14 protein-coding genes and 1 riboswitch are annotated in these 17,559 nt (G+C 68.3%); of the genes, 9 read left to right on the top strand and 5 right to left on the bottom strand.

Going from position 1 to position 17,559, the window contains the following annotated elements:
• Positions 1-5 precede the first annotated feature (5 nt).
• The 6 genes from hpnH (at position 6) to AB0G32_RS11850 (ending at position 6,301) form a co-directional block, all read left to right on the top strand.
• On the top strand, positions 6-1,028 hold the full coding sequence (gene hpnH / locus AB0G32_RS11875) for an adenosyl-hopene transferase HpnH (RefSeq protein ID WP_361161664.1): 1,023 nt from the start codon (positions 6-8) through the stop codon (positions 1,026-1,028).
• A gap of 4 nt (positions 1,029-1,032) precedes the next feature.
• Positions 1,033-2,187, top strand: a complete 1,155-nt coding sequence (ispG, locus tag AB0G32_RS11870; protein WP_361161662.1) for a flavodoxin-dependent (E)-4-hydroxy-3-methylbut-2-enyl-diphosphate synthase — start codon at positions 1,033-1,035, stop codon at positions 2,185-2,187.
• 27 nt (positions 2,188-2,214) lie between these two features.
• On the top strand, positions 2,215-4,101 hold the full coding sequence (gene dxs / locus AB0G32_RS11865; RefSeq protein WP_361161660.1) for a 1-deoxy-D-xylulose-5-phosphate synthase: 1,887 nt from the start codon (positions 2,215-2,217) through the stop codon (positions 4,099-4,101).
• Positions 4,102-5,487, top strand: a complete 1,386-nt coding sequence (locus AB0G32_RS11860) for an aspartate aminotransferase family protein (protein ID WP_361161658.1) — start codon at positions 4,102-4,104, stop codon at positions 5,485-5,487.
• 68 nt (positions 5,488-5,555) lie between these two features.
• On the top strand, positions 5,556-6,185 hold the full coding sequence (locus tag AB0G32_RS11855) for an XRE family transcriptional regulator (RefSeq protein ID WP_361161656.1): 630 nt from the start codon (positions 5,556-5,558) through the stop codon (positions 6,183-6,185).
• Positions 6,182-6,301 carry a DUF6126 family protein gene (locus AB0G32_RS11850; protein WP_320783372.1) on the top strand — a complete coding sequence of 40 codons (120 nt, stop codon included), beginning with the start codon at positions 6,182-6,184 and terminating at the stop codon, positions 6,299-6,301. The genes AB0G32_RS11855 and AB0G32_RS11850 overlap by 4 nt, the downstream gene beginning before the upstream one ends.
• An 18-nt stretch (positions 6,302-6,319) precedes the next feature.
• Here the strand turns inward: AB0G32_RS11850 and AB0G32_RS11845 are convergent, their stop codons facing one another.
• Positions 6,320-7,117, bottom strand: a complete 798-nt coding sequence (locus AB0G32_RS11845) for a tyrosine-protein phosphatase (protein WP_361161653.1) — start codon at positions 7,115-7,117, stop codon at positions 6,320-6,322.
• Positions 7,118-7,621: 504 nt separating this feature from the next.
• A riboswitch (cyclic di-AMP (ydaO/yuaA leader) is annotated at positions 7,622-7,783 on the top strand.
• A gap of 4 nt (positions 7,784-7,787) precedes the next feature.
• On the opposite strand from AB0G32_RS11845, the gene AB0G32_RS11840 reads away from it, so the two are divergent.
• The 3 genes from AB0G32_RS11840 to AB0G32_RS11830 all read left to right on the top strand — a co-directional run bounded on the left by AB0G32_RS11840 (position 7,788) and on the right by AB0G32_RS11830 (position 11,054).
• Entirely contained in the window at positions 7,788-8,606 is an 819-nt protein-coding gene (locus AB0G32_RS11840) for a peptidoglycan DD-metalloendopeptidase family protein (protein WP_361161651.1), read from the top strand.
• A 237-nt stretch (positions 8,607-8,843) separates the two neighbouring features.
• Complete coding sequence (locus AB0G32_RS11835) at positions 8,844-9,629, top strand: SGNH/GDSL hydrolase family protein (protein ID WP_361161978.1); 786 nt, start codon at positions 8,844-8,846, stop codon at positions 9,627-9,629.
• A 189-nt stretch (positions 9,630-9,818) separates the two neighbouring features.
• Entirely contained in the window at positions 9,819-11,054 is a 1,236-nt protein-coding gene (locus AB0G32_RS11830; protein WP_361161649.1) for an MBL fold metallo-hydrolase, read from the top strand.
• Between the two features lie 438 nt (positions 11,055-11,492).
• On the opposite strand, the gene AB0G32_RS11825 is transcribed toward AB0G32_RS11830, so the two are convergent.
• From AB0G32_RS11825 to AB0G32_RS11810, 4 genes are all read right to left on the bottom strand, one after another.
• On the bottom strand, positions 11,493-13,133 hold the full coding sequence (locus tag AB0G32_RS11825) for an ATP-dependent helicase (RefSeq protein ID WP_361161647.1): 1,641 nt from the start codon (positions 13,131-13,133) through the stop codon (positions 11,493-11,495).
• Positions 13,121-15,148: an AAA family ATPase gene (locus AB0G32_RS11820; RefSeq protein WP_361161645.1), complete on the bottom strand. Its 2,028-nt coding sequence runs from the start codon at positions 15,146-15,148 to the stop codon at positions 13,121-13,123. Before AB0G32_RS11820 ends, AB0G32_RS11825 begins: the two co-directional genes overlap by 13 nt.
• Before the next feature lie 111 nt (positions 15,149-15,259).
• Positions 15,260-15,544 carry a hypothetical protein gene (locus tag AB0G32_RS11815; protein WP_361161643.1) on the bottom strand — a complete coding sequence of 95 codons (285 nt, stop codon included), beginning with the start codon at positions 15,542-15,544 and terminating at the stop codon, positions 15,260-15,262.
• Positions 15,545-15,630: 86 nt separating this feature from the next.
• Complete coding sequence (locus tag AB0G32_RS11810) at positions 15,631-17,538, bottom strand: DEDDh family exonuclease (protein ID WP_361161641.1); 1,908 nt, start codon at positions 17,536-17,538, stop codon at positions 15,631-15,633.
• Positions 17,539-17,559 lie beyond the last annotated feature (21 nt).

Below are 17,559 nucleotides of genomic sequence, written 5' to 3'. Positions count from 1 at the left end.
GCCAGATGGCAATGCCGCTTCGTCAGTCCATCAAGGTCGCTACATATCTGGCCGAACAGAAGCTTCGCAAGCGGAGCAAGTTCCCGCTGATCGTCGAGCTGGAACCGCTTTTCGCCTGCAATCTGAAATGTGAGGGATGCGGCAAGATCCAGCACCCGGCCGGGGTGCTCAAACAGCGCATGCCGGTCGCCCAGGCGGTCGGAGCGGTCCTGGAGTCCGGCGCGCCGATGGTCTCCATCGCCGGCGGCGAGCCGCTGATGCACCCGCAGATCGACGAGATCGTGCGCCAGCTGGTGGCCAAGAAGAAGTACGTCTTCCTGTGCACCAACGCGATGCTGATGCGCAAGAAGATGGACAAGTTCACGCCCTCTCCGTACTTCGCGTTCGCCGTGCACATCGACGGGCTGAAGGAGCGGCACGACGAGTCGGTGGCCAAGGAGGGCGTCTTCGACGAGGCGGTGGCGGCGATCAAGGAGGCCAAGCGGCGCGGCTTCCGGGTCACCACCAACTCGACCTTCTTCAACACCGACACCCCGCAGACCATCATCGAGGTCCTCGACTTCCTCAACGACGAGCTGAAGGTGGACGAGATGATGATCTCGCCCGCCTACGCCTACGAGAAGGCGCCGGACCAGGACCACTTCCTCGGGGTCACGCAGACCCGGGAGCTGTTCAAGAAGGCGTTCGCGAACGGCAACCGGCTGCGCTGGCGGCTCAACCACTCCCCGCTCTTCCTGGACTTCCTGGAGGGCAAGGTCGACTTCCAGTGCACGGCCTGGGCGATCCCGAACTACTCGCTCTTCGGCTGGCAGCGGCCCTGCTACCTGATGAGCGACGGGTACGTGCCCACCTACCGGGAGCTGATCGAGGAGACCGACTGGGACAAGTACGGCCGCGGCAAGGACCCGCGGTGCGACAACTGCATGGCGCACTGCGGCTACGAGCCCACCGCCGTGCTGGCCACCATGGGGTCCCTGAAGGAGTCCCTGCGGGCCATGCGCGAGACGGTCTCCGGAAACCGGGCCTGAGACCATGACCGCCATCTCTTTGGGGCTTCCCGAAGTACCGGTCCGGCCTCTCGCCGAGCGGCGCGTGTCGCGGCGGATCCAGGTCGGGCCGGTGGCGGTCGGCGGCGGCGCCCCGGTGTCGGTGCAGTCGATGACCACGACCCGCACCTGTGACATCGGGGCGACGCTCCAGCAGATCGCCGAGCTGACCGCGTCCGGCTGCCAGATCGTGCGGGTGGCCTGCCCCACCCAGGACGACGCCGACGCGCTGCCGGTCATCGCGCGCAAGTCGCAGATCCCGGTGATCGCGGACATCCACTTCCAGCCGAAGTACGTCTTCGCGGCCATCGAGGCCGGCTGCGCGGCGGTCCGGGTCAACCCGGGCAACATCAAGCAGTTCGACGACAAGGTCAAGGAGATCGCCAAGGCGGCCAAGGACCACGGGACGCCGATCCGGATCGGCGTGAACGCCGGTTCGCTGGACCGCCGCCTGCTCCAGAAGTACGGCAGGGCGACCCCCGAGGCGCTGGCCGAGTCCGCGCTGTGGGAGGCGTCGCTCTTCGAGGAGCACGGCTTCCGGGACATCAAGATCTCGGTCAAGCACAACGACCCGGTCGTGATGATCGAGGCGTACCGGCAGCTCGCCGCCCAGTGCGACTACCCGCTGCACCTCGGGGTGACGGAGGCCGGTCCGGCGTTCCAGGGCACGATCAAGTCGGCCGTGGCCTTCGGGGCGCTGCTGTCGCAGGGCATCGGCGACACCATCCGGGTGTCGCTGTCCGCGCCGCCCGCCGAGGAGGTCAAGGTCGGCATCCAGATCCTCCGGTCGCTGGGGCTGAAGGAACGCCGGCTGGAGATCGTGTCGTGCCCGTCCTGCGGCCGGGCCCAGGTCGACGTCTACAAGCTGGCCGAGGAGGTCACCGTCGGCCTGGAGGGCATGACGGTGCCGCTGCGGGTCGCCGTCATGGGCTGTGTCGTCAACGGCCCCGGCGAGGCCCGCGAGGCCGACCTCGGGGTCGCCTCCGGCAACGGCAAGGGCCAGATCTTCGTCAAGGGCGAGGTGGTCAGGACCGTCCCCGAGTCGAAGATCGTCGAGACGCTGATCGACGAGGCGATGAGGATCGCCGAACAGATGGAGAAGGACGGCGCGTCGGGGGAGCCCGCCGTCACCGTGAGCTGAACAGCACGGACCGAAGGGGGCCCGAGCGTGACGATTCTGGAGAGCATCCGGGGACCACGCGACCTGAAGGCGCTGTCCGAGGCCGAACTCGGCGAACTGTCCGAGGAGATACGTGAGTTCCTGGTGCACGCGGTGGCCAGGACCGGCGGTCACCTCGGGCCCAATCTGGGGGTGGTCGAACTCACCGTCGCCCTGCACCGGGTCTTCGAGTCACCGGTCGACCGCATCCTGTGGGACACCGGCCACCAGAGCTACGTACACAAACTTCTGACCGGGCGTCAGGATTTCTCCAAACTGCGCGGCAAGGGCGGCCTGTCCGGCTACCCCTCGCGCGAGGAGTCCGAGCACGACGTCATCGAGAACAGCCACGCCTCCACCGCGCTCGGCTGGGCCGACGGCCTCGCCAAGGCCCGCGAGGTGCGCGGGGAGCAGGGGCACGTGGTCGCCGTCATCGGCGACGGCGCGCTGACCGGCGGCATGGCCTGGGAGGCGCTGAACAACATCGCCGCCGCCAAGGACCGGCCGCTGATCATCGTCGTCAACGACAACGAGCGCTCCTACTCGCCCACCATCGGCGGCCTCGCCAACCACCTCGCCACCCTGCGCACCACCGACGGCTACGAGAAGATGCTGGCCTGGGGCAAGGACGTGCTCCAGCGCACCCCGGTGGTCGGCAACACCGTCTACGAGGCACTGCACGGCGCGAAGAAGGGCTTCAAGGACGCGTTCAACCCGCAGGGCCTCTTCGAGGACCTCGGGCTGAAGTACGTCGGCCCGATCGACGGGCACGACATCGAGGCCGTCGAGTCGGCGCTGCGCCGCGCGAAACGCTTCCACGGTCCCGTCCTGGTCCACGTCCTCACCGAGAAGGGCCGCGGCTACGAACCCGCCCTGGCCCACGAGGAGGACCACTTCCACGCCGTCGGCGCGATGGATCCGCTCACCTGCGAGCCGCTCGCCCCGTCCAACGGGCCGTCCTGGACCTCGGTGTTCGGCGCGGAGCTGGCCCGGATCGGCGCGGAGCGCGCGGACGTCGTGGCCATCACGGCGGCCATGCTGCACCCGGTGGGCCTGGGGAGGTTCGCCGAGAGGTTCCCCGACCGCGTGTACGACGTCGGCATCGCCGAGCAGCACGCCGCCGTCTCCGCGGCCGGCCTCGCCACCGGCGGCGTGCACCCGGTCGTCGCCGTCTACGCCACCTTCCTCAACCGGGCCTTCGACCAGGTCCTGATGGACGTGGCCCTGCACAAGTGCGGCGTGACCTTCGTGCTGGACCGGGCCGGTGTCACCGGGGTCGACGGTGCCTCGCACAACGGCATGTGGGACATGTCGATCCTCCAGGTGGTGCCGGGCCTGCGCATCGCCGCGCCGCGCGACGCCGACCAGCTCCGCGCCCAGCTGCGCGAGGCCCTCGCCGTCGACGACGCGCCGACGCTGCTGCGCTTCCCCAAGGAGTCGGTGGGCCCCGTGGTCCCGGCGGTGGACCGGATCGGCGGCCTCGACGTCCTGCACGCCGCCGACGAGTCCGAGGTGCTGCTCGTCGCCGTCGGGGTGATGGCGCCGGTCTGCCTGAAGGCCGCCGAGTTGCTGGCCGCCCGGGGTATCGCCTGCACCGTCGTGGACCCCCGCTGGGTCAAGCCCGTCGACCCCGCCCTGGCGCCGCTGGCCGCCCGGCACCGGCTGGTCGCCGTGGTCGAGGACAACAGCCGCGCGGCCGGGGTCGGCGCGGCGGTCGCGCTGGCCCTGTCGGACGCCGAAGTCGACGTACCGGTACGCCGGTTCGGCATCCCGGAGCAGTTCCTCGCGCACGCCAAACGGGCCGAGGTGCTCGCCGACATCGGCCTCACCCCGGTCGAGATCGCCGGCCGGATCAGCGCGAGCCTGGCCCTCGCGTCAGGACAAGGAGAGAACTGAATGTCCAAGGAGTTCGACCTCGGCGCGCTCTTGGCCGAGCGCGGGGCCGAGCGGTACGAGCTGCACACCCGGCACCTCAACCACCAGCTCCCGCGCATGCTGCGCACCATCGGCTTCGACAAGGTCTACGAGCGAGCCGAGGGCGCGTACTTCTTCGACGCGGACGGCGCCGACTACCTCGACATGCTGGCCGGCTTCGGGGTGATGGGCCTGGGCCGTCACCACCCGGTCGTCCGCAGGGCGCTGCACGACGTCCTGGACGCCTCGCTCGCCGACCTGACCCGCTTCGACTGCCAGCCGCTGCCGGGCCTGCTCGCCGAGCAACTGCTCTCCCACAGTCCGCACCTGGACCGGGTGTTCTTCGGCAACAGCGGCACGGAGGCGGTGGAGACCGCGCTGAAGTTCGCCCGGTTCGCCACCGGCCGGCCGCGCGTCCTGTACTGCGACCACGCCTTCCACGGGCTGACCACCGGCTCCCTGTCGGTCAACGGCGAGGGCGGCTTCCGGGACGGCTTCGCGCCGCTGCTGCCGGACACACCGGTGCCGCTCGGCGATCTCGACGCGCTCGCCCGCGAGCTGAAGAAGGGCGACGTCGCCGCCCTGATCGTCGAACCCATCCAGGGCAAGGGCGTGCACGAGGCGCCGCCCGGCTATCTGCGGGCCGCGCAGGAACTGCTGCACCGGCACAAGGCGCTGCTCATCGCCGACGAGGTGCAGACCGGCCTCGGCCGCACCGGCACCTTCTACGCCTACCAGCACGAGGCCGGTGTCGAGCCGGACCTGGTGTGCGTGGCCAAGGCGCTGTCCGGCGGATACGTGCCGGTCGGCGCCACCCTCGGCAAGGACTGGATCTTCAAGAAGGTCTACTCCTCGATGGACCGGGTGCTGGTCCACTCGGCCAGCTTCGGCGCCAACGCGCAGGCCATGGCGGCCGGGCTGGCCGTCCTGCACGTGATGGCCGACGAACGGATCGTCGAGAACGCCCGGATCACCGGTGACCTGCTGCGCTCCCGGCTCGCCGCACTCATGGACAAGTACGAGCTGCTCGCCGACGTACGCGGCCGGGGGCTGATGGTCGGCATCGAGTTCGGCCGGCCCAAGTCGCTGAAGCTGCGCAGCCGCTGGACCATGCTCCAGGCCGCCCGCAAGGGACTGTTCGCGCAGATGGTGGTGGTGCCGCTGCTCCAGCGGCACCGCATCCTCACCCAGGTCTCGGGTGACCACCTGGAGGTCATCAAGCTCATCCCGCCGCTGGTCGTGGGGGAGCGGGAGGTGGACCGGTTCGTGGACGCCTTCACCGAGGTCATGGACGACGCGCACAGCGGCGGCGGCCTGATGTGGGACTTCGGCAAGACGCTGGTGAAGCAGGCGGTGGCGCACCGCTGAGCCCGGCCCCTTTTGCCTGTGGGGCAAAAAAGTTGTCCCACAGGCAAGGGTGCGGCTGAATGGAGGGCATGAGCCCTTCGGAAGCCCCGGGCCCCTCGGACACCGAGCCGGCGGCGGATCTGACCGCCGTCGCCCCCCAGCTCCGCGCGCTGCGCCGCCGCGCCTCCCTCACCCTGGAGGCCGCGGCCCGCGCCGCCGGACTCTCCCCGGCGCACCTCTCCCGGCTGGAGACCGGACAGCGCCAGCCCTCGCTGCCCATGCTGCTGGCGCTGGCCCGTATCTACGGTACGACCGTCTCGGACCTGCTCGGTGAGACGGCCGCCGAGCGGGACGCCGTGGTCCGCGCCGCCGACACGGAACCGACCGCCGCGGGCGGCTGGACGTACTGGCCGGCCGGCGCGCCCGGCCGCGGCATGCAGGCCCTCAGGGTCCAGGTGCCGTACGGCTCCCAGGGCGACATCGTGCGGGTGCACCCCGGCGAGGAGTGGCTGTACGTGCTCGGCGGCCGGCTGCGGCTGCGGCTCGGCGACACCACCCAGCTGCTGACCCGCGGGGACAGCGCGCACTTCGACTCGCTGACCCCGCACCGCATCGCGGCCCAGGACCCGGACGGGGTCGAGCTGCTGTTCGTCCACACCCTGCTGCAGAGCCCCACGGCCACGCTGTGCCTGGGCCCCACCGAGGGAGTCACGCCATGAGCGACATCGAGGAGAAGTTCCCCCGCGCCCTGTGGGTGCGGCTCATCATCTACATCGCCGTGGGCCATGTCTTCGCGGCCTTCGTGTACTTGCTCTTCGAGGTGGGCGCGAAGTGACGTGCCGCGCGGGGCGGCTCAGCCGAGCAGGCGGTCGCGCAGCCGCTCCCGGGTCCCGGGGGTGATCCCGAGCCCTCGCTCCAGGTAGGCGTCGACGCCGCCCCAGGTCCGCTCGACGGTCTCGAACGCGGCCGTCAGATACTCGGCGCGCGCGTCGAACAGGGGGCTCAGTAGCTCCATGACCTCGGCGGAGTAGGCCGACTCCGAGGTGCCGCTGCGCTTCACCCGGTACCGGCGGTGCTTCTCGTTGGACTTCAGGTAGTCCTCGACGATCGCGTCCCGTTCGACGCCCAGCGCGAGCAGTGTCACCGCGATGGACAGGCCCGCGCGGTCCTTGCCGGCCGCGCAGTGCATCAGGGCTGGGACGCTGTCCTCGGCCAGCGCGTGCAGCACCCGGGAGTGCTCGGCGGTGCGGTCCGTGATGATCGAGCGGTACGAGGCGATCATCCGGTCCGCGCCCTTGTCGTCCGCGAGGATCTCGCGCAGCTGGTCGAGGTCGCCGTCGCGGACCATCTTCCAGAACTCGGCGCCGTCGGCGGGGTCGGACAGCGGCAGGTTCAGGTTGCGCACGCCCGGCAGGGTCACGTCGGGGCCTTCGAGCTTCTGGTCGGCCGCGTTGCGGAAGTCGAAGACGGTGTGCAGGCCGAGGCCCGCGAGGAACGCCGCGTCCTCGGCGGTCGCGTGGGCGAGGTGGCCGCTGCGGAACAGCACGCCGAACCGCACCCGCCGTCCGTCGGTGGCCGGCAGCCCGCCGACGTCACGGAAGTTACGCACCCCGGCCAGCTCCGGCTCGGTCGACGGGACCTGTTGCGTCATGGAGGCTCCTCACGGTCGCGCACACCGCCGCGGCTCAGCGGTCCGCACGGACCGACGATACGGCATGGCCCCGCCCGGACCCGGCCGTGTTCCGAGGTCCCGCCGACCGCCCCGGGACCGGACCGACCAGGGTGCCGGCCGCGCCGCGAGGGCGTCGTACGCAAGGCCGATCTGACCGTTCAGTCCCAATGAATAGGAATTGGGTAATTTACCTCAACGTGCCCCTGTCTAGCGGTATATGAGCCGGGGCGGGTGAGCAGCGTCATATCCGTACCTGGTGGTGACGAGGCGCCTTTCGCCATGCGCACGTAATCGACGTGCTCCTGAAGGGTTTTAGCGGAAGGGTGAAGATCCTTAATCCACGGAGAGTGACCGGGAATTGGGCGGCCATTCCGGCACCGCGCGAAGTACCGGCCGGCATCGGCTTGTCCACGCGCGTCCCCGTCGCTTACGTTCACCACCGATCCGGACGGACGCCTAATCCTGCCGCCGCCCGGAGACCGCACCCACTCACCACCCGTATTCGGCAGGAGCGGGGGACCCACAGGTAAAACCGCCTGTTCCGGTTCCCGGGACGGCTAGGGGTAAAGCCGCGCCTTTTCCGGCGCGGCCGGGCAGCTCCAGCCCGCACCCGACAGCTCACCTCGCAGGCGCCGGAGAGGAATTCGTCATGCCCGCAAAGGGTAAGCACCGCCGTACCAGGACCCAGCGCCTGACCCGCACGCTCGCCGTCGCCACGACCGGCGGCGCCGCACTCGCCCTGCCGCTCATCGGGGCGGCCGGCGCGCACGCCGCCCAGTCCGACTCCGCCCAGACCGCGCAGACCTACACCGTGCGCGCCGGTGACTCGCTGGCGAAGATCGCCGACGCGCAGCACGTCAGCGGCGGCTGGAAGAAGCTCTACGAGGACAACCGCGACGCCGTCGGCGCGGACCCCTCGCTGATCCGCCCCGGCCTGAAGCTCACCGTCGGCGCCGAGGCCGAGGCGTCCACCCAGTCCAAGGACGCCGCGGCGGACAGCGCGTCCGCCACGGCCGAGAAGAAGACGGCGCAGCCCGCGGCGGACACCTCCACCGCGTCCACCGGCTTCGTCGCTCCCGTCGACGGCGCCACCGAGGGCACCCCGTACCACCAGTCCGGCAGCATGTGGTCCAGCGGCTACCACACCGGCACCGACTTCGTCGTCCCGACCGGCACCTCGGTGAAGGCGGTCGGCGCGGGCACCGTCGTCACGGCCGGCTGGGGCGGCGCGTACGGCAACCAGGTCGTCATCAAGCTCGCCGACGGCTACTACGCCCAGTACGCCCACCTGTCCTCGATCTCCGTCTCCAGCGGCGACGCGGTGACGGCGGGACAGCAGCTCGGCCTCTCCGGTGCCACCGGCAACGTGACCGGCCCGCACCTGCACTTCGAGATCCGCACCACGCCGGACTACGGCTCGGACATCGACCCGCTCGCCTACCTGCGGTCGCAGGGCGTCTCCGTCTGACGCCGCCCGACCCAGCCCCGCGCTCATCGAAGGCCGGACCCCGATCCCCGGGTCCGGCCTTCGGTGTTGTGACCTGTGGAACGGCGCTCACTTATTCCGGAATTGGCCAACACTTTAGGAGTGGCCTTTCTCACCGCTCGTCAACCCCGTCCTACGGTCGCGTAGGTCACAATCCAAGGTGAATCATGGGTCGACGTGGCAGACGATTCGAGAAGTGAGAAGAGTGCCGGCAAGGCAGTGATCGGGTCGTACGTGGCGCTGGGGGACAGCTTCACCGAGGGGGTCGGCGACCGCGGCCCCGACGGGGCGTTCGTCGGCTGGGCCGACCGCTTCGCCGTCCTGCTCGCGGACCGGCGGCCCGAGGGCGACTTCACGTACACCAACCTCGCCGTACGCGGGAAGCTGCTCGACCAGATCGTGGCGGACCAGGTGCCCAGGGCGGCCCGGCTCGCACCGGACCTGGTCTCCTTCTGCGCGGGCGGCAACGACATCATCCGGCCCGGCACCGACCCGGACGAGCTGGCCGAGCGGTTCGAGCGGGCGGTCGCCGCACTCACCGCCACGGCCGGCACCGTCATGGTGACCACCGGCTTCGACACCCGCCGGGTGCCCGTCCTCAAGCACCTGCGGGGCAAGATCGCCACGTACAACGGACATGTGCGGGCCGTCGCCGACCGCTACGGCTGCCCGGTGCTCGACCTGTGGTCGCTGCGCAGCATCCAGGACCGCCGTGCCTGGGACACCGACCGGCTGCACCTCTCGCCCGAGGGGCACACCCGGGTGGCGCTGCGGGCCGGCCAGCTGCTCGGTCTGCCGGTGCCGGCCGACCCGGAACAGCCCTGGCCGCCGCTGCCGCCGCGCGGCACCCTCGACATCCGCCGGGACGATGTGCAGTGGGCGCGGGAGTACCTGGTGCCGTGGTTCGGGCGCCGGCTGCGCGGTGAGTCCTCCGGCGACCACGTGACGGCCAAGGGGACGCTGTCGGCGGACGACATCAGGATGCGGATCTCGGCGGTGGCGTGAGGCGGCGGCGCGGGGGACCGCCGCGCCCGGGCGGGACGGCCGAGCGGAGCGGCTGAGGGGACGGTCGAGCGGGGCTGTCGAGTTCCCGGAAACCGGTGATACGCGGTGGGCGTAAGTGACCTGCGGCGAAGGCCGCTGTCACACAGGACGACCATAATGAAGGTCTGTCCTACTCCACCTGGAGGTACCGTGGCCGGTTTCCGTTCCCCCAGCTCCGGGTTCCGCGCGCTGCGGCCCGAGGCCTTCGGCGCGGACCCGAGCGGCGAGCGCATGGCGCGCATCCGCAGATCACCGCACTTCGCGAACGGCGTCTTCCAGAATCCGGGAGGCACCGCCCGCACCCGGCCCTCCGGATCGACGTCGCAGCTCGCCAAGAGCTACCTCGACCGCCAGGCACGGGCCCGCCGGGCCCCGGCCGGCACCATCCCGGTGCATCCCACCACCGTCGCCGACCTGTCCCGTCCCCCGGCCACCGGTCTCCGGCTGACCTGGGCCGGGCACTCCAGCGTCCTGGCCGAGATAGACGGGCGGCGCGTGCTCTTCGACCCGGTCTGGGGCGAGCGCTGCTCCCCGTTCCCGTTCGCCGGACCCAAGCGGCTGCACCCGGTCCCGCTGCCGCTGGCCGCCCTCGGCCCGGTGGACGTCGTGGTCATCTCGCACGACCACTACGACCACCTCGACCTGCCCACCATCAAGGCGCTGGCCGACACCGACACCCTGTTCGCCGTCCCGCTCGGCGTCGGCGCCCACCTGGAACACTGGGGGGTGCCCGCGGACCGGCTGCGTGAACTCGACTGGCACGAGTCGACCAAGGTCGGCGGCCTCACCCTGACCGCCACCCCGGCCCGCCACTTCTGCGGCCGGGCCCTGCGCAACACCCAGCACACACTCTGGGCCTCCTGGGTGGTCGCCGGACCGGAGCACCGCGTCTACCACAGCGGCGACACCGGCTACTTCGACGGCTTCAAGGACATCGGCGCGGCACACGGCCCGTTCGACGCGACGATGATCCAGGTCGGCGCGTACTCCGAGTTCTGGCCCAAGAACCACACGGACTATACGCCGCTACCGGGCCTCTGGCCAGACATTCACATGACGCCCGCCCAGGGGGTCCAGACCCACCTTGACCTGCAAGGTGGCAGCCCGGGCGGGGTGCTGATGCCGATCCACTGGGGGACGTTCAACCTGGCGGGGCATGCGTGGGCGGAGCCCGCGGAGTGGATGAAGGACGCGGCCGAGGAGGTCGGCCAGGCGGTGGCGTTCCCGCGGCCGGGGGAGCCGTTCGAGCCGGCGGGGGAGCTGCCGGTGGAGGCGTGGTGGCGGGCGGTGTCGGGTCCGATCGCGCACCCGTGGCGTCGTCCCCGAATCGTCGAAGGCGCGGCCGGGACGAGTAAGGGGGATCTCGATCTCGCGGGGGAGCGGTGACCTTGGTCGGAGACGCCGGGGATGAGGCCGAGGAGATGCTCCGGATGCTGAAGCGTCTCCCGGCTGAAGGGCGCGACCGTGTTGTCCGGGCTTTGGACGGGGCGCCTCGGATTGAGCGTCAAGCTCCTGTCCAGCGATTCAGGCCCTTGCCATCACTGAAGGACTCGTCCGGGGTTGTTGTGCGAAGACGGTTGTGGAGAGCTGAACTTGCAGGAGGGACCCGGCCGGGCAGCGTGCGACTGCACCGCTTGCCCAGTGTCGGCAGCGGCCTCCGCGAGGTCGTTGCCATACCGATCGTGGAGTCTGTCGATCGAACGGGATCCTCGATCGGGTGATCGCGAGCCCTGCCCGGCGGGAGAGCAGGGAATGGCGGTACGGGAGGAGCCTCTGCGTGGCGACTTCCGTTAGGGACGAAGCGCGGGAGGGTTTTGTCCAGGATCATGTTCGATGGATGGTCCCCACGGAGAACCAGTCGTGCAGTGTGGTCTCTGCCTGTTCGGGGAGATCGTTGGTGAATACCACGGCCAGGCCGCGCCGGGCCCGCGAACAGCAGACATAGAACAGGTTACGGGACCGTTCGGTGCGGTCGGGCTTGTCGGTTCCGGCGAGCATCTTGCTGATGCTGTATCTGTTCCAGGCGCTGTCGTCGACCACCACCACAACGTTTTCGAACTCGTCGCCCTTGACGCCGTGCTGGGTCGAGAACGGGGTTAGTTCGTCGATGAAGCGAGTGACGCCGATGACTTCCTGGTAGGACACGTTGCGGAGATTGTTCGAGAAGTCCGCTCGTCGTTGGTCGCGCTCATCGAGACCCGCGGCCGTCCTGCGTCGTTCACGATCTTTGAGCTTGCCTGGCATGTTGAGGAGATGACCGTCGGCCATCAGGTCGAGCACGTCGCCGATGGTCCCACTCGCGCGTACGACGTCGAGCGCCCCGATCGCCTTGCTGATGGCGCGCTTGTGGTTGTGTCGGGTGATGCGTGTCCGTCCCTCGTCCAGCAGGCTGGTCAGCGCGGCGAAGTCGTTGTTGCGGAAGGCCGTGCTCATGGCCTCGATGCGCGTGAGGTACTGGATGTAAGGCTCATTGCGCGTCAACAGGTCGTCGGGCCCGTAGCGGCTCAGCTGTCGGTACTGTTCAAGGAGGTTGGCGTACTCCAAGGTGCCCGCGATCCTGCGGTGAGTGAGCAGAAGATATTTGCTGTTCGCCCGCGTCCAGCCGTGCTCGGCGAGTGTTGCTTCGGCGGCAGTCAGTCGCGCAGGGCCGGCAGGGATTCCAGCGCTGACGAACAGGTGGACCTCACCGGTCTGCTGCTCACCGACGGCGTTTTGGACGAGCTTGGGACGCATCCGGTTGAGTACTTCGACGACGGGAGGCGAGCACCGGTAGTTCTCGTGCTTGGTGATCTCAGTGAGGAGACCGGGTCGCTTCACCTTCCCGACGCCGGACTCGTAGATCTTCTGCATGGAGTCGCCGAAGAGGCCGACTACGCACTTCATGTGGCCGGCGCCCGCCAGGTGGTCCAGTAGGAGCTGCATCGTCTTGGGTGAGGTGTCTTGGTACTCGTCGACGAAGATGACCGGGTACTTGCAGGCGATGATGCGTATGAGCTTGGGATGGGCTGAGACGAGACGCAGCGACAGTGCGATCACATCGTCGTGGGTGATGCGCCCCTCGCTCAGTCTCCGTCCGCGGTCGGAGTACTCGATCACTGGGGGAGCGGTGACGGAGTCGAGGTCTTCGGGTCTGGCCAGTTCCTTGTTGTATTCGAGGATCTGCTGCCAGAGTTCGCGCTGGTACAGCTGAATGGCACTCCAGAGGAACTCGTGGATGGTGCCGACCTCGACAAACGGGTCCGCAGCGATGCGTTCGAGGATCTTCCTCTTGGCGACGTTAGTGTACGTGATGCAGGCGATCCGCTGACCGCGTACCTCCAAATCTCTGCGGCGGTGGTTGATGAGGTACTGCAGGGCACGGACCAGGGCGGTGGTCTTGCCGGCGCCGGCCCCCGCTTCGACGAGGAAGCTGCGCCGGGCGTCCAGCTCCGTGGCGACGGCTTCGAGGGTGTCTATGCGAGCCACCGCAGTCCCTCGCTGATGTAGCGGGGAACGGTCCAGTCCTCCAGGAGCATGACGTCGAAGGCGAAGTCAGTCTTGTGATTGCTGAGTTGCTGAGCGACGTCGTAAGCCTTCGCCGCGATGTCGTCGGCGGTGGGGTCGGCCCCAACCTCCTTGATGAAGGCCGCCTTGAGGGCCAGTTGGCGGAAGTCACGGGCGAGAGGCTGTGCGTTAGCGATGATGAAAGCGTCCTCGAAGCTCCGCGCGCAGGGGCCCGAATCATTCTCTGGGATTTGGTAGGCGACGCGGACGTGTCCCTGCTCTTTTTCGGCCGAGTCGGTGGCGAGCAGCTCGGCGATGCTGGACTTGGCGGGCAGCCAGTTCTTGAGTGTCTGGTTTGAGGTGACGGTCTGCCCCTGGCCCGGTGGGCAGGCTTTGCGGTGTCTGGGACATACGGAATCAATATCGGTGATGACGAGAGTCTTGACGTTCAGGAAGGCGAGTAGTTCCCGGAAGCGGACGGCGTAGGCGTCGCCGACCTCGATGACCGAGAGGTATTGGTGCAGCAGCTCCTGGGCGCAGCGTCGGACCATCTCCGGTAGCAGCAGGCGCTCTGCGGTGCCCTCGATCAGGATCACTTTGTCGGCGAAGAACATGTCACACCGGTGCAAGACCATGTATTGACGCAGGAAGCGCAGGGTTTCGTCGCCTCGCGGGGTGGCCTTGACGTTGGCTTGGAAGGTCGACAGGTCCTTGATGGTGAGCTGTGGCTCGGAACGGTCGAAGTAGCGCACGGTGTGAAAGCCGCTGCTGGCGACGATGTGGGAGGAGTGTGTGGTGATGACCACCTGTACCCTCCACCCCGTCTTGCGGTCGATGAAGTCCTGGATGTTCTTGATGAACGTCTCTTGCATTTGGGGATGCAGATGGGCTTCGGGTTCCTCGATGAATAGTACTTGCAGCGCCGGCTTGGGTGTGGTGCGTTCGTACGTCTGGTGAAAGCTGATGACCTGCAGGATCGTGAAGATCAGCTTGCTGTAGCCCAGCCCATTGTGGCCTTCGGGAAGGTGGAAGTCGTCGTCCCCGGAGGGATACTGGATGCGGGTGCTGCCACGCAAGATGCCTGAGGCTTCGATAAGGGATACGATGCGGGGTTTCTGGACCGGGGTGATGGTGCCGACCCCGAAGGTGCGCAGGTCCTCGAAGATTGGGTCGAACAGTGTGGCGTAGTTGTCGTCGAGTTGCTGCGAGGCGGACGCCAGGGCGGTTTCGATCTGCTCGATGCTCTGATGACGGTCGTCGTGCCCGCTGGTGGCCTTGTAGAAGGCCTCGAACGTTTTCGACAAGGTGCGGGCTTTGTCGCTCGGCGTGTCGTCCACCTTGGTCTGCGCGTAGACAAACCTGACCGACAGGATGGTTTCGGCGGCGCCACGCTTGATCTCCTTGTGGACGTGTGAGTCCAAAGGACTGACCGCTCGATACATTGGTGTGAAGTAGTCCGAGAAGTTCTTGCGTAGCCACTTGGTCCGATCGAATGGCCCCCGTCGGCTTGCCGACCAGAACTCGTTGAGGAGGTCGTACGGACGGGTAACTTCCAGTGTTGCTTCGATCCTGACCTGGAAGCAGGTGTCGTCGAGGTCGAGGATCACACCTGTGAGCGGCGCGAGGTCGTCTTCTTCCGTGTACTCGATGGTGAGGGCCAACTTGATGGCCGGGACGAGGTCATAGGCCTTGGCCAGTAGATCCTCGCTTGTCTCCGCGTCGCCCCGGTCGGCGTGCTCCTGTGCCTCGCCGAAGATCTGCCGCGCCTGATTGATATCGGCGATACGGCATGTAGAGAAATCTTCCAGGACGAACCTCGTGTCTTCCTCGCCGAAGAACTTCTCGAAGAGATTAACGAATGACGTCTTGCCGCTGTTGTTGCGTCCGACGATGAGGGTGGCCTTCGGATCAACTCGGACATCAACCCTCTCCAGGGCGCGAAAGTTGATCACTTCGGCATGGGTCAGTTGCATCGCACTCCCGAGATCGTCCCTCACCACAGCTCCCGAGAGGCGTACGTCTGCGACTTCCCGGAGTCAGAGCAGTATCTGTTACGGGAGAGGCGTAGATCCACACATGGCTCAAAATGGTTGGTGAGATTCCAGATGTCATCCGTCTTGGTCTGCGTTGATCGATCGCAGTTGCTGACTTGCGGCAGGCATCTTGACGTGGTCCGGGCGGTGGCGATCGAAGCCCTCGCGATGAAGTGGTTCTCGACTTCCTCCGGTAGGCCGTTCTTGCTGGGCCGTCAGCAGCAGCCACTTCACGCCCGGATTGACCATGGAGGACAGCGAAATCAGGGCGAGCACTTGGTGCTCAGAGGACCGAGAACGACATGAGGCCGACGGTTTGATCGTCCAGCGCGACGAGGATGTCGTCGACTGGTCGGCCATCTCGCACGCCCTCCGCTGTGGCAGCGATGGAGGCGTTGGTGGTCGGGCAGCGAGGAACTGACCCGGTAGCCGCATACGTATACGTGTCACTCGGCGATGTCGACTCCGTATCCGCGTGCGAGTGTGTCCAGTGTGTGGTCGTAGCCTTGGCCGACGGCGCGCAGACGCCAGACGGGGCCTCTGCGATAGAACTCCGCGAGCAGCATGGTGCGTTCGGTGGTGGCGGCGTCCAGGGTGGCCCGTGCGAGTGGTGGCCCGCTGTTGTCGGGAGCCGCGCTGATCTGTATCGCACCGAGTGTTTCGAACGTTTCGGTGCCGTCGATGGCTGCGGCCACGACGACTTTCCGGGTCGTCGGTGGCAGGGTGGCCAGGTCGAGGGTGATCGTCTGCTCGGCTGGGCCGCCGGTCAGCAGACGCACGGTCCCGGCGGGGCTCTCCGGAGCTCCGTAGAAGATGAAGTCCTCGTCGAAGGTGACCTGGTCGTCTTCGTCGAGGAGGAAGGCGACGACGTCGACGTCGAAGCGGGACTGCGGGGCCCAGCCGGCGGTGAGGTGCCACAGGGGAGAAGGGGATCCGGGCGTCATGGGCAGGTCGATGACGCCGCCTCTGGACATCACCACCGGCTCCTGGGAACGACAGCTCGTCCGAGGTCGAAGCGTGGGTGTCGCGGTGGTGAGCCAGTCGGGGGCGTGCACGGGGAGTGCGAGGGCCTCAATGCGGGTCATGCGTCGGTCGCGTTCTCCGCCGGGCAGGAGTATCACGTCGGTGACGCTGGCGGAGAGGTTGACCGCTGCGGAACCGCCGAGAGCGACGATGTGGGTGCGGGCCGCCGCTGCCTCGGCGTGGACGCCGCCCAGGACCAGGATTCTGCGCCCGGCCAGCGGTCTGTCCGGCAGGGTATCTGCGGACGGCTCCGCGTGGCGTGTCCGTGGGACGGCCGCCTTCGCGGCGGCTGAGGAGCTCGGTGCCGCTGTCTCGCGGTTGGGGTTGGTGTCCGCAGCCGGTGGTGCGGGGGCGGCCCTCCGAGCGTCGGACTCGGTGGCGGCCGTGACTGCTGCGACGGCCGGCGTCTCGAAGGCTGTCCCCGGTTGTACGTCTGCGAGCAGCCGCAGGAAGGTGTGCTCGTCGATCACCGGCACACCCTCGGTACGGGCGCGGCGTGCCTTGGCCGAGTCCGGTACCGGTTCGTTGGTGACCAGCACGCTGGTGTGCCGGCTGACGGAGGTCATCATGTTCAGTCCGGCGGTGACCGCTCGTCCGATCAGCTCCGCGCGGGCGCGGGTGGTATCGCCGGTGATGGCGACCTTCATGCCTTGCCGGAGTGGTCCGCCAGGAGCCATCCGGCCGGGGTTGCGGTAGGCGCAGGGAGTCTTGGGCGGCTTCGGTGTGAACTGCGACTCCGCCCGGGGCGGGCAGGTCACGAGTGGCAGGGGGAGATCGAGCCGGGCTGCCTCACGCAGTGAGGCCCGCAGGATCCCGGCCAGTACACGGGTGTCGTCGAGTGCGTCGTGAGCACGTTGCTGGGGGATGCCGTAGTGGGCGGCGAGGGTCCCCAGCTTCAGGTCGCCGGTCGGCGGGTCGACCTGGCGGTTGAGTGCCAGGGTGCACAGCCGCTGTGAGACCGGAAGCCACATCCGCGCCCGCGCGAACTCGTGGGCGAGGAAGTCGTAGTCGAACTGGGCGTTGTGGGCCACCAGGACCCGGTCCTGGAGCATCGCCCCGATCTGCCCGGCGACCTGGGCGAAAGCCGGAGCGCCGCGCAGCCGCTCGGCGGTGAGCCCGTGCACCTCGACCGGTCCCGGGTCGCACCCCGGGTCGAGCAGCGTGGAGAACTCCCCGGTCTGTTCGCCTTCCGGACTGACCGTCACCACCGCGACGGACAGCACTCGATCCCGTCGGGGTACGAGCCCTGAGGTTTCCACATCGATCAGCGCCCAGTCGTAGGCGTAGTCACCGGCAGTGGGTGTGTCCAGGCCGGCGGAGACGAGACTCATCGCGTGATTGCCCAATCAACT

Origin of the sequence: Streptomyces sp. NPDC023723, assembly GCF_040639815.1 — a bacterium.
Classification (GTDB): Bacteria; Actinomycetota; Actinomycetes; order Streptomycetales; family Streptomycetaceae; genus Streptomyces.
This window is presented reverse-complemented; position numbering and strand designations above follow the sequence as displayed.

Bases quoted from the DNA above. Each gene is read 5' to 3' on its own strand.
- hpnH (WP_361161664.1), top strand. From the start codon at position 6: ATGGCAATGCCGCTTCGTCAGTCCATCAAGGTCGCTACATATCTGGCC.
- ispG (WP_361161662.1), top strand. From the start codon at position 1,033: ATGACCGCCATCTCTTTGGGGCTTCCCGAAGTACCGGTCCGGCCTCTC.
- AB0G32_RS11860 (WP_361161658.1), top strand. From the start codon at position 4,102: ATGTCCAAGGAGTTCGACCTCGGCGCGCTCTTGGCCGAGCGCGGGGCC.
- AB0G32_RS11855 (WP_361161656.1), top strand. From the start codon at position 5,556: ATGAGCCCTTCGGAAGCCCCGGGCCCCTCGGACACCGAGCCGGCGGCG.
- AB0G32_RS11850 (WP_320783372.1), top strand. From the start codon at position 6,182: ATGAGCGACATCGAGGAGAAGTTCCCCCGCGCCCTGTGGGTGCGGCTC.
- AB0G32_RS11845 (WP_361161653.1), bottom strand. From the start codon at position 7,117: ATGACGCAACAGGTCCCGTCGACCGAGCCGGAGCTGGCCGGGGTGCGT.
- AB0G32_RS11840 (WP_361161651.1), top strand. From the start codon at position 7,788: ATGCCCGCAAAGGGTAAGCACCGCCGTACCAGGACCCAGCGCCTGACC.
- AB0G32_RS11815 (WP_361161643.1), bottom strand. From the start codon at position 15,544: ATGGCCGACCAGTCGACGACATCCTCGTCGCGCTGGACGATCAAACCG.
- AB0G32_RS11810 (WP_361161641.1), bottom strand. From the start codon at position 17,538: ATGAGTCTCGTCTCCGCCGGCCTGGACACACCCACTGCCGGTGACTAC.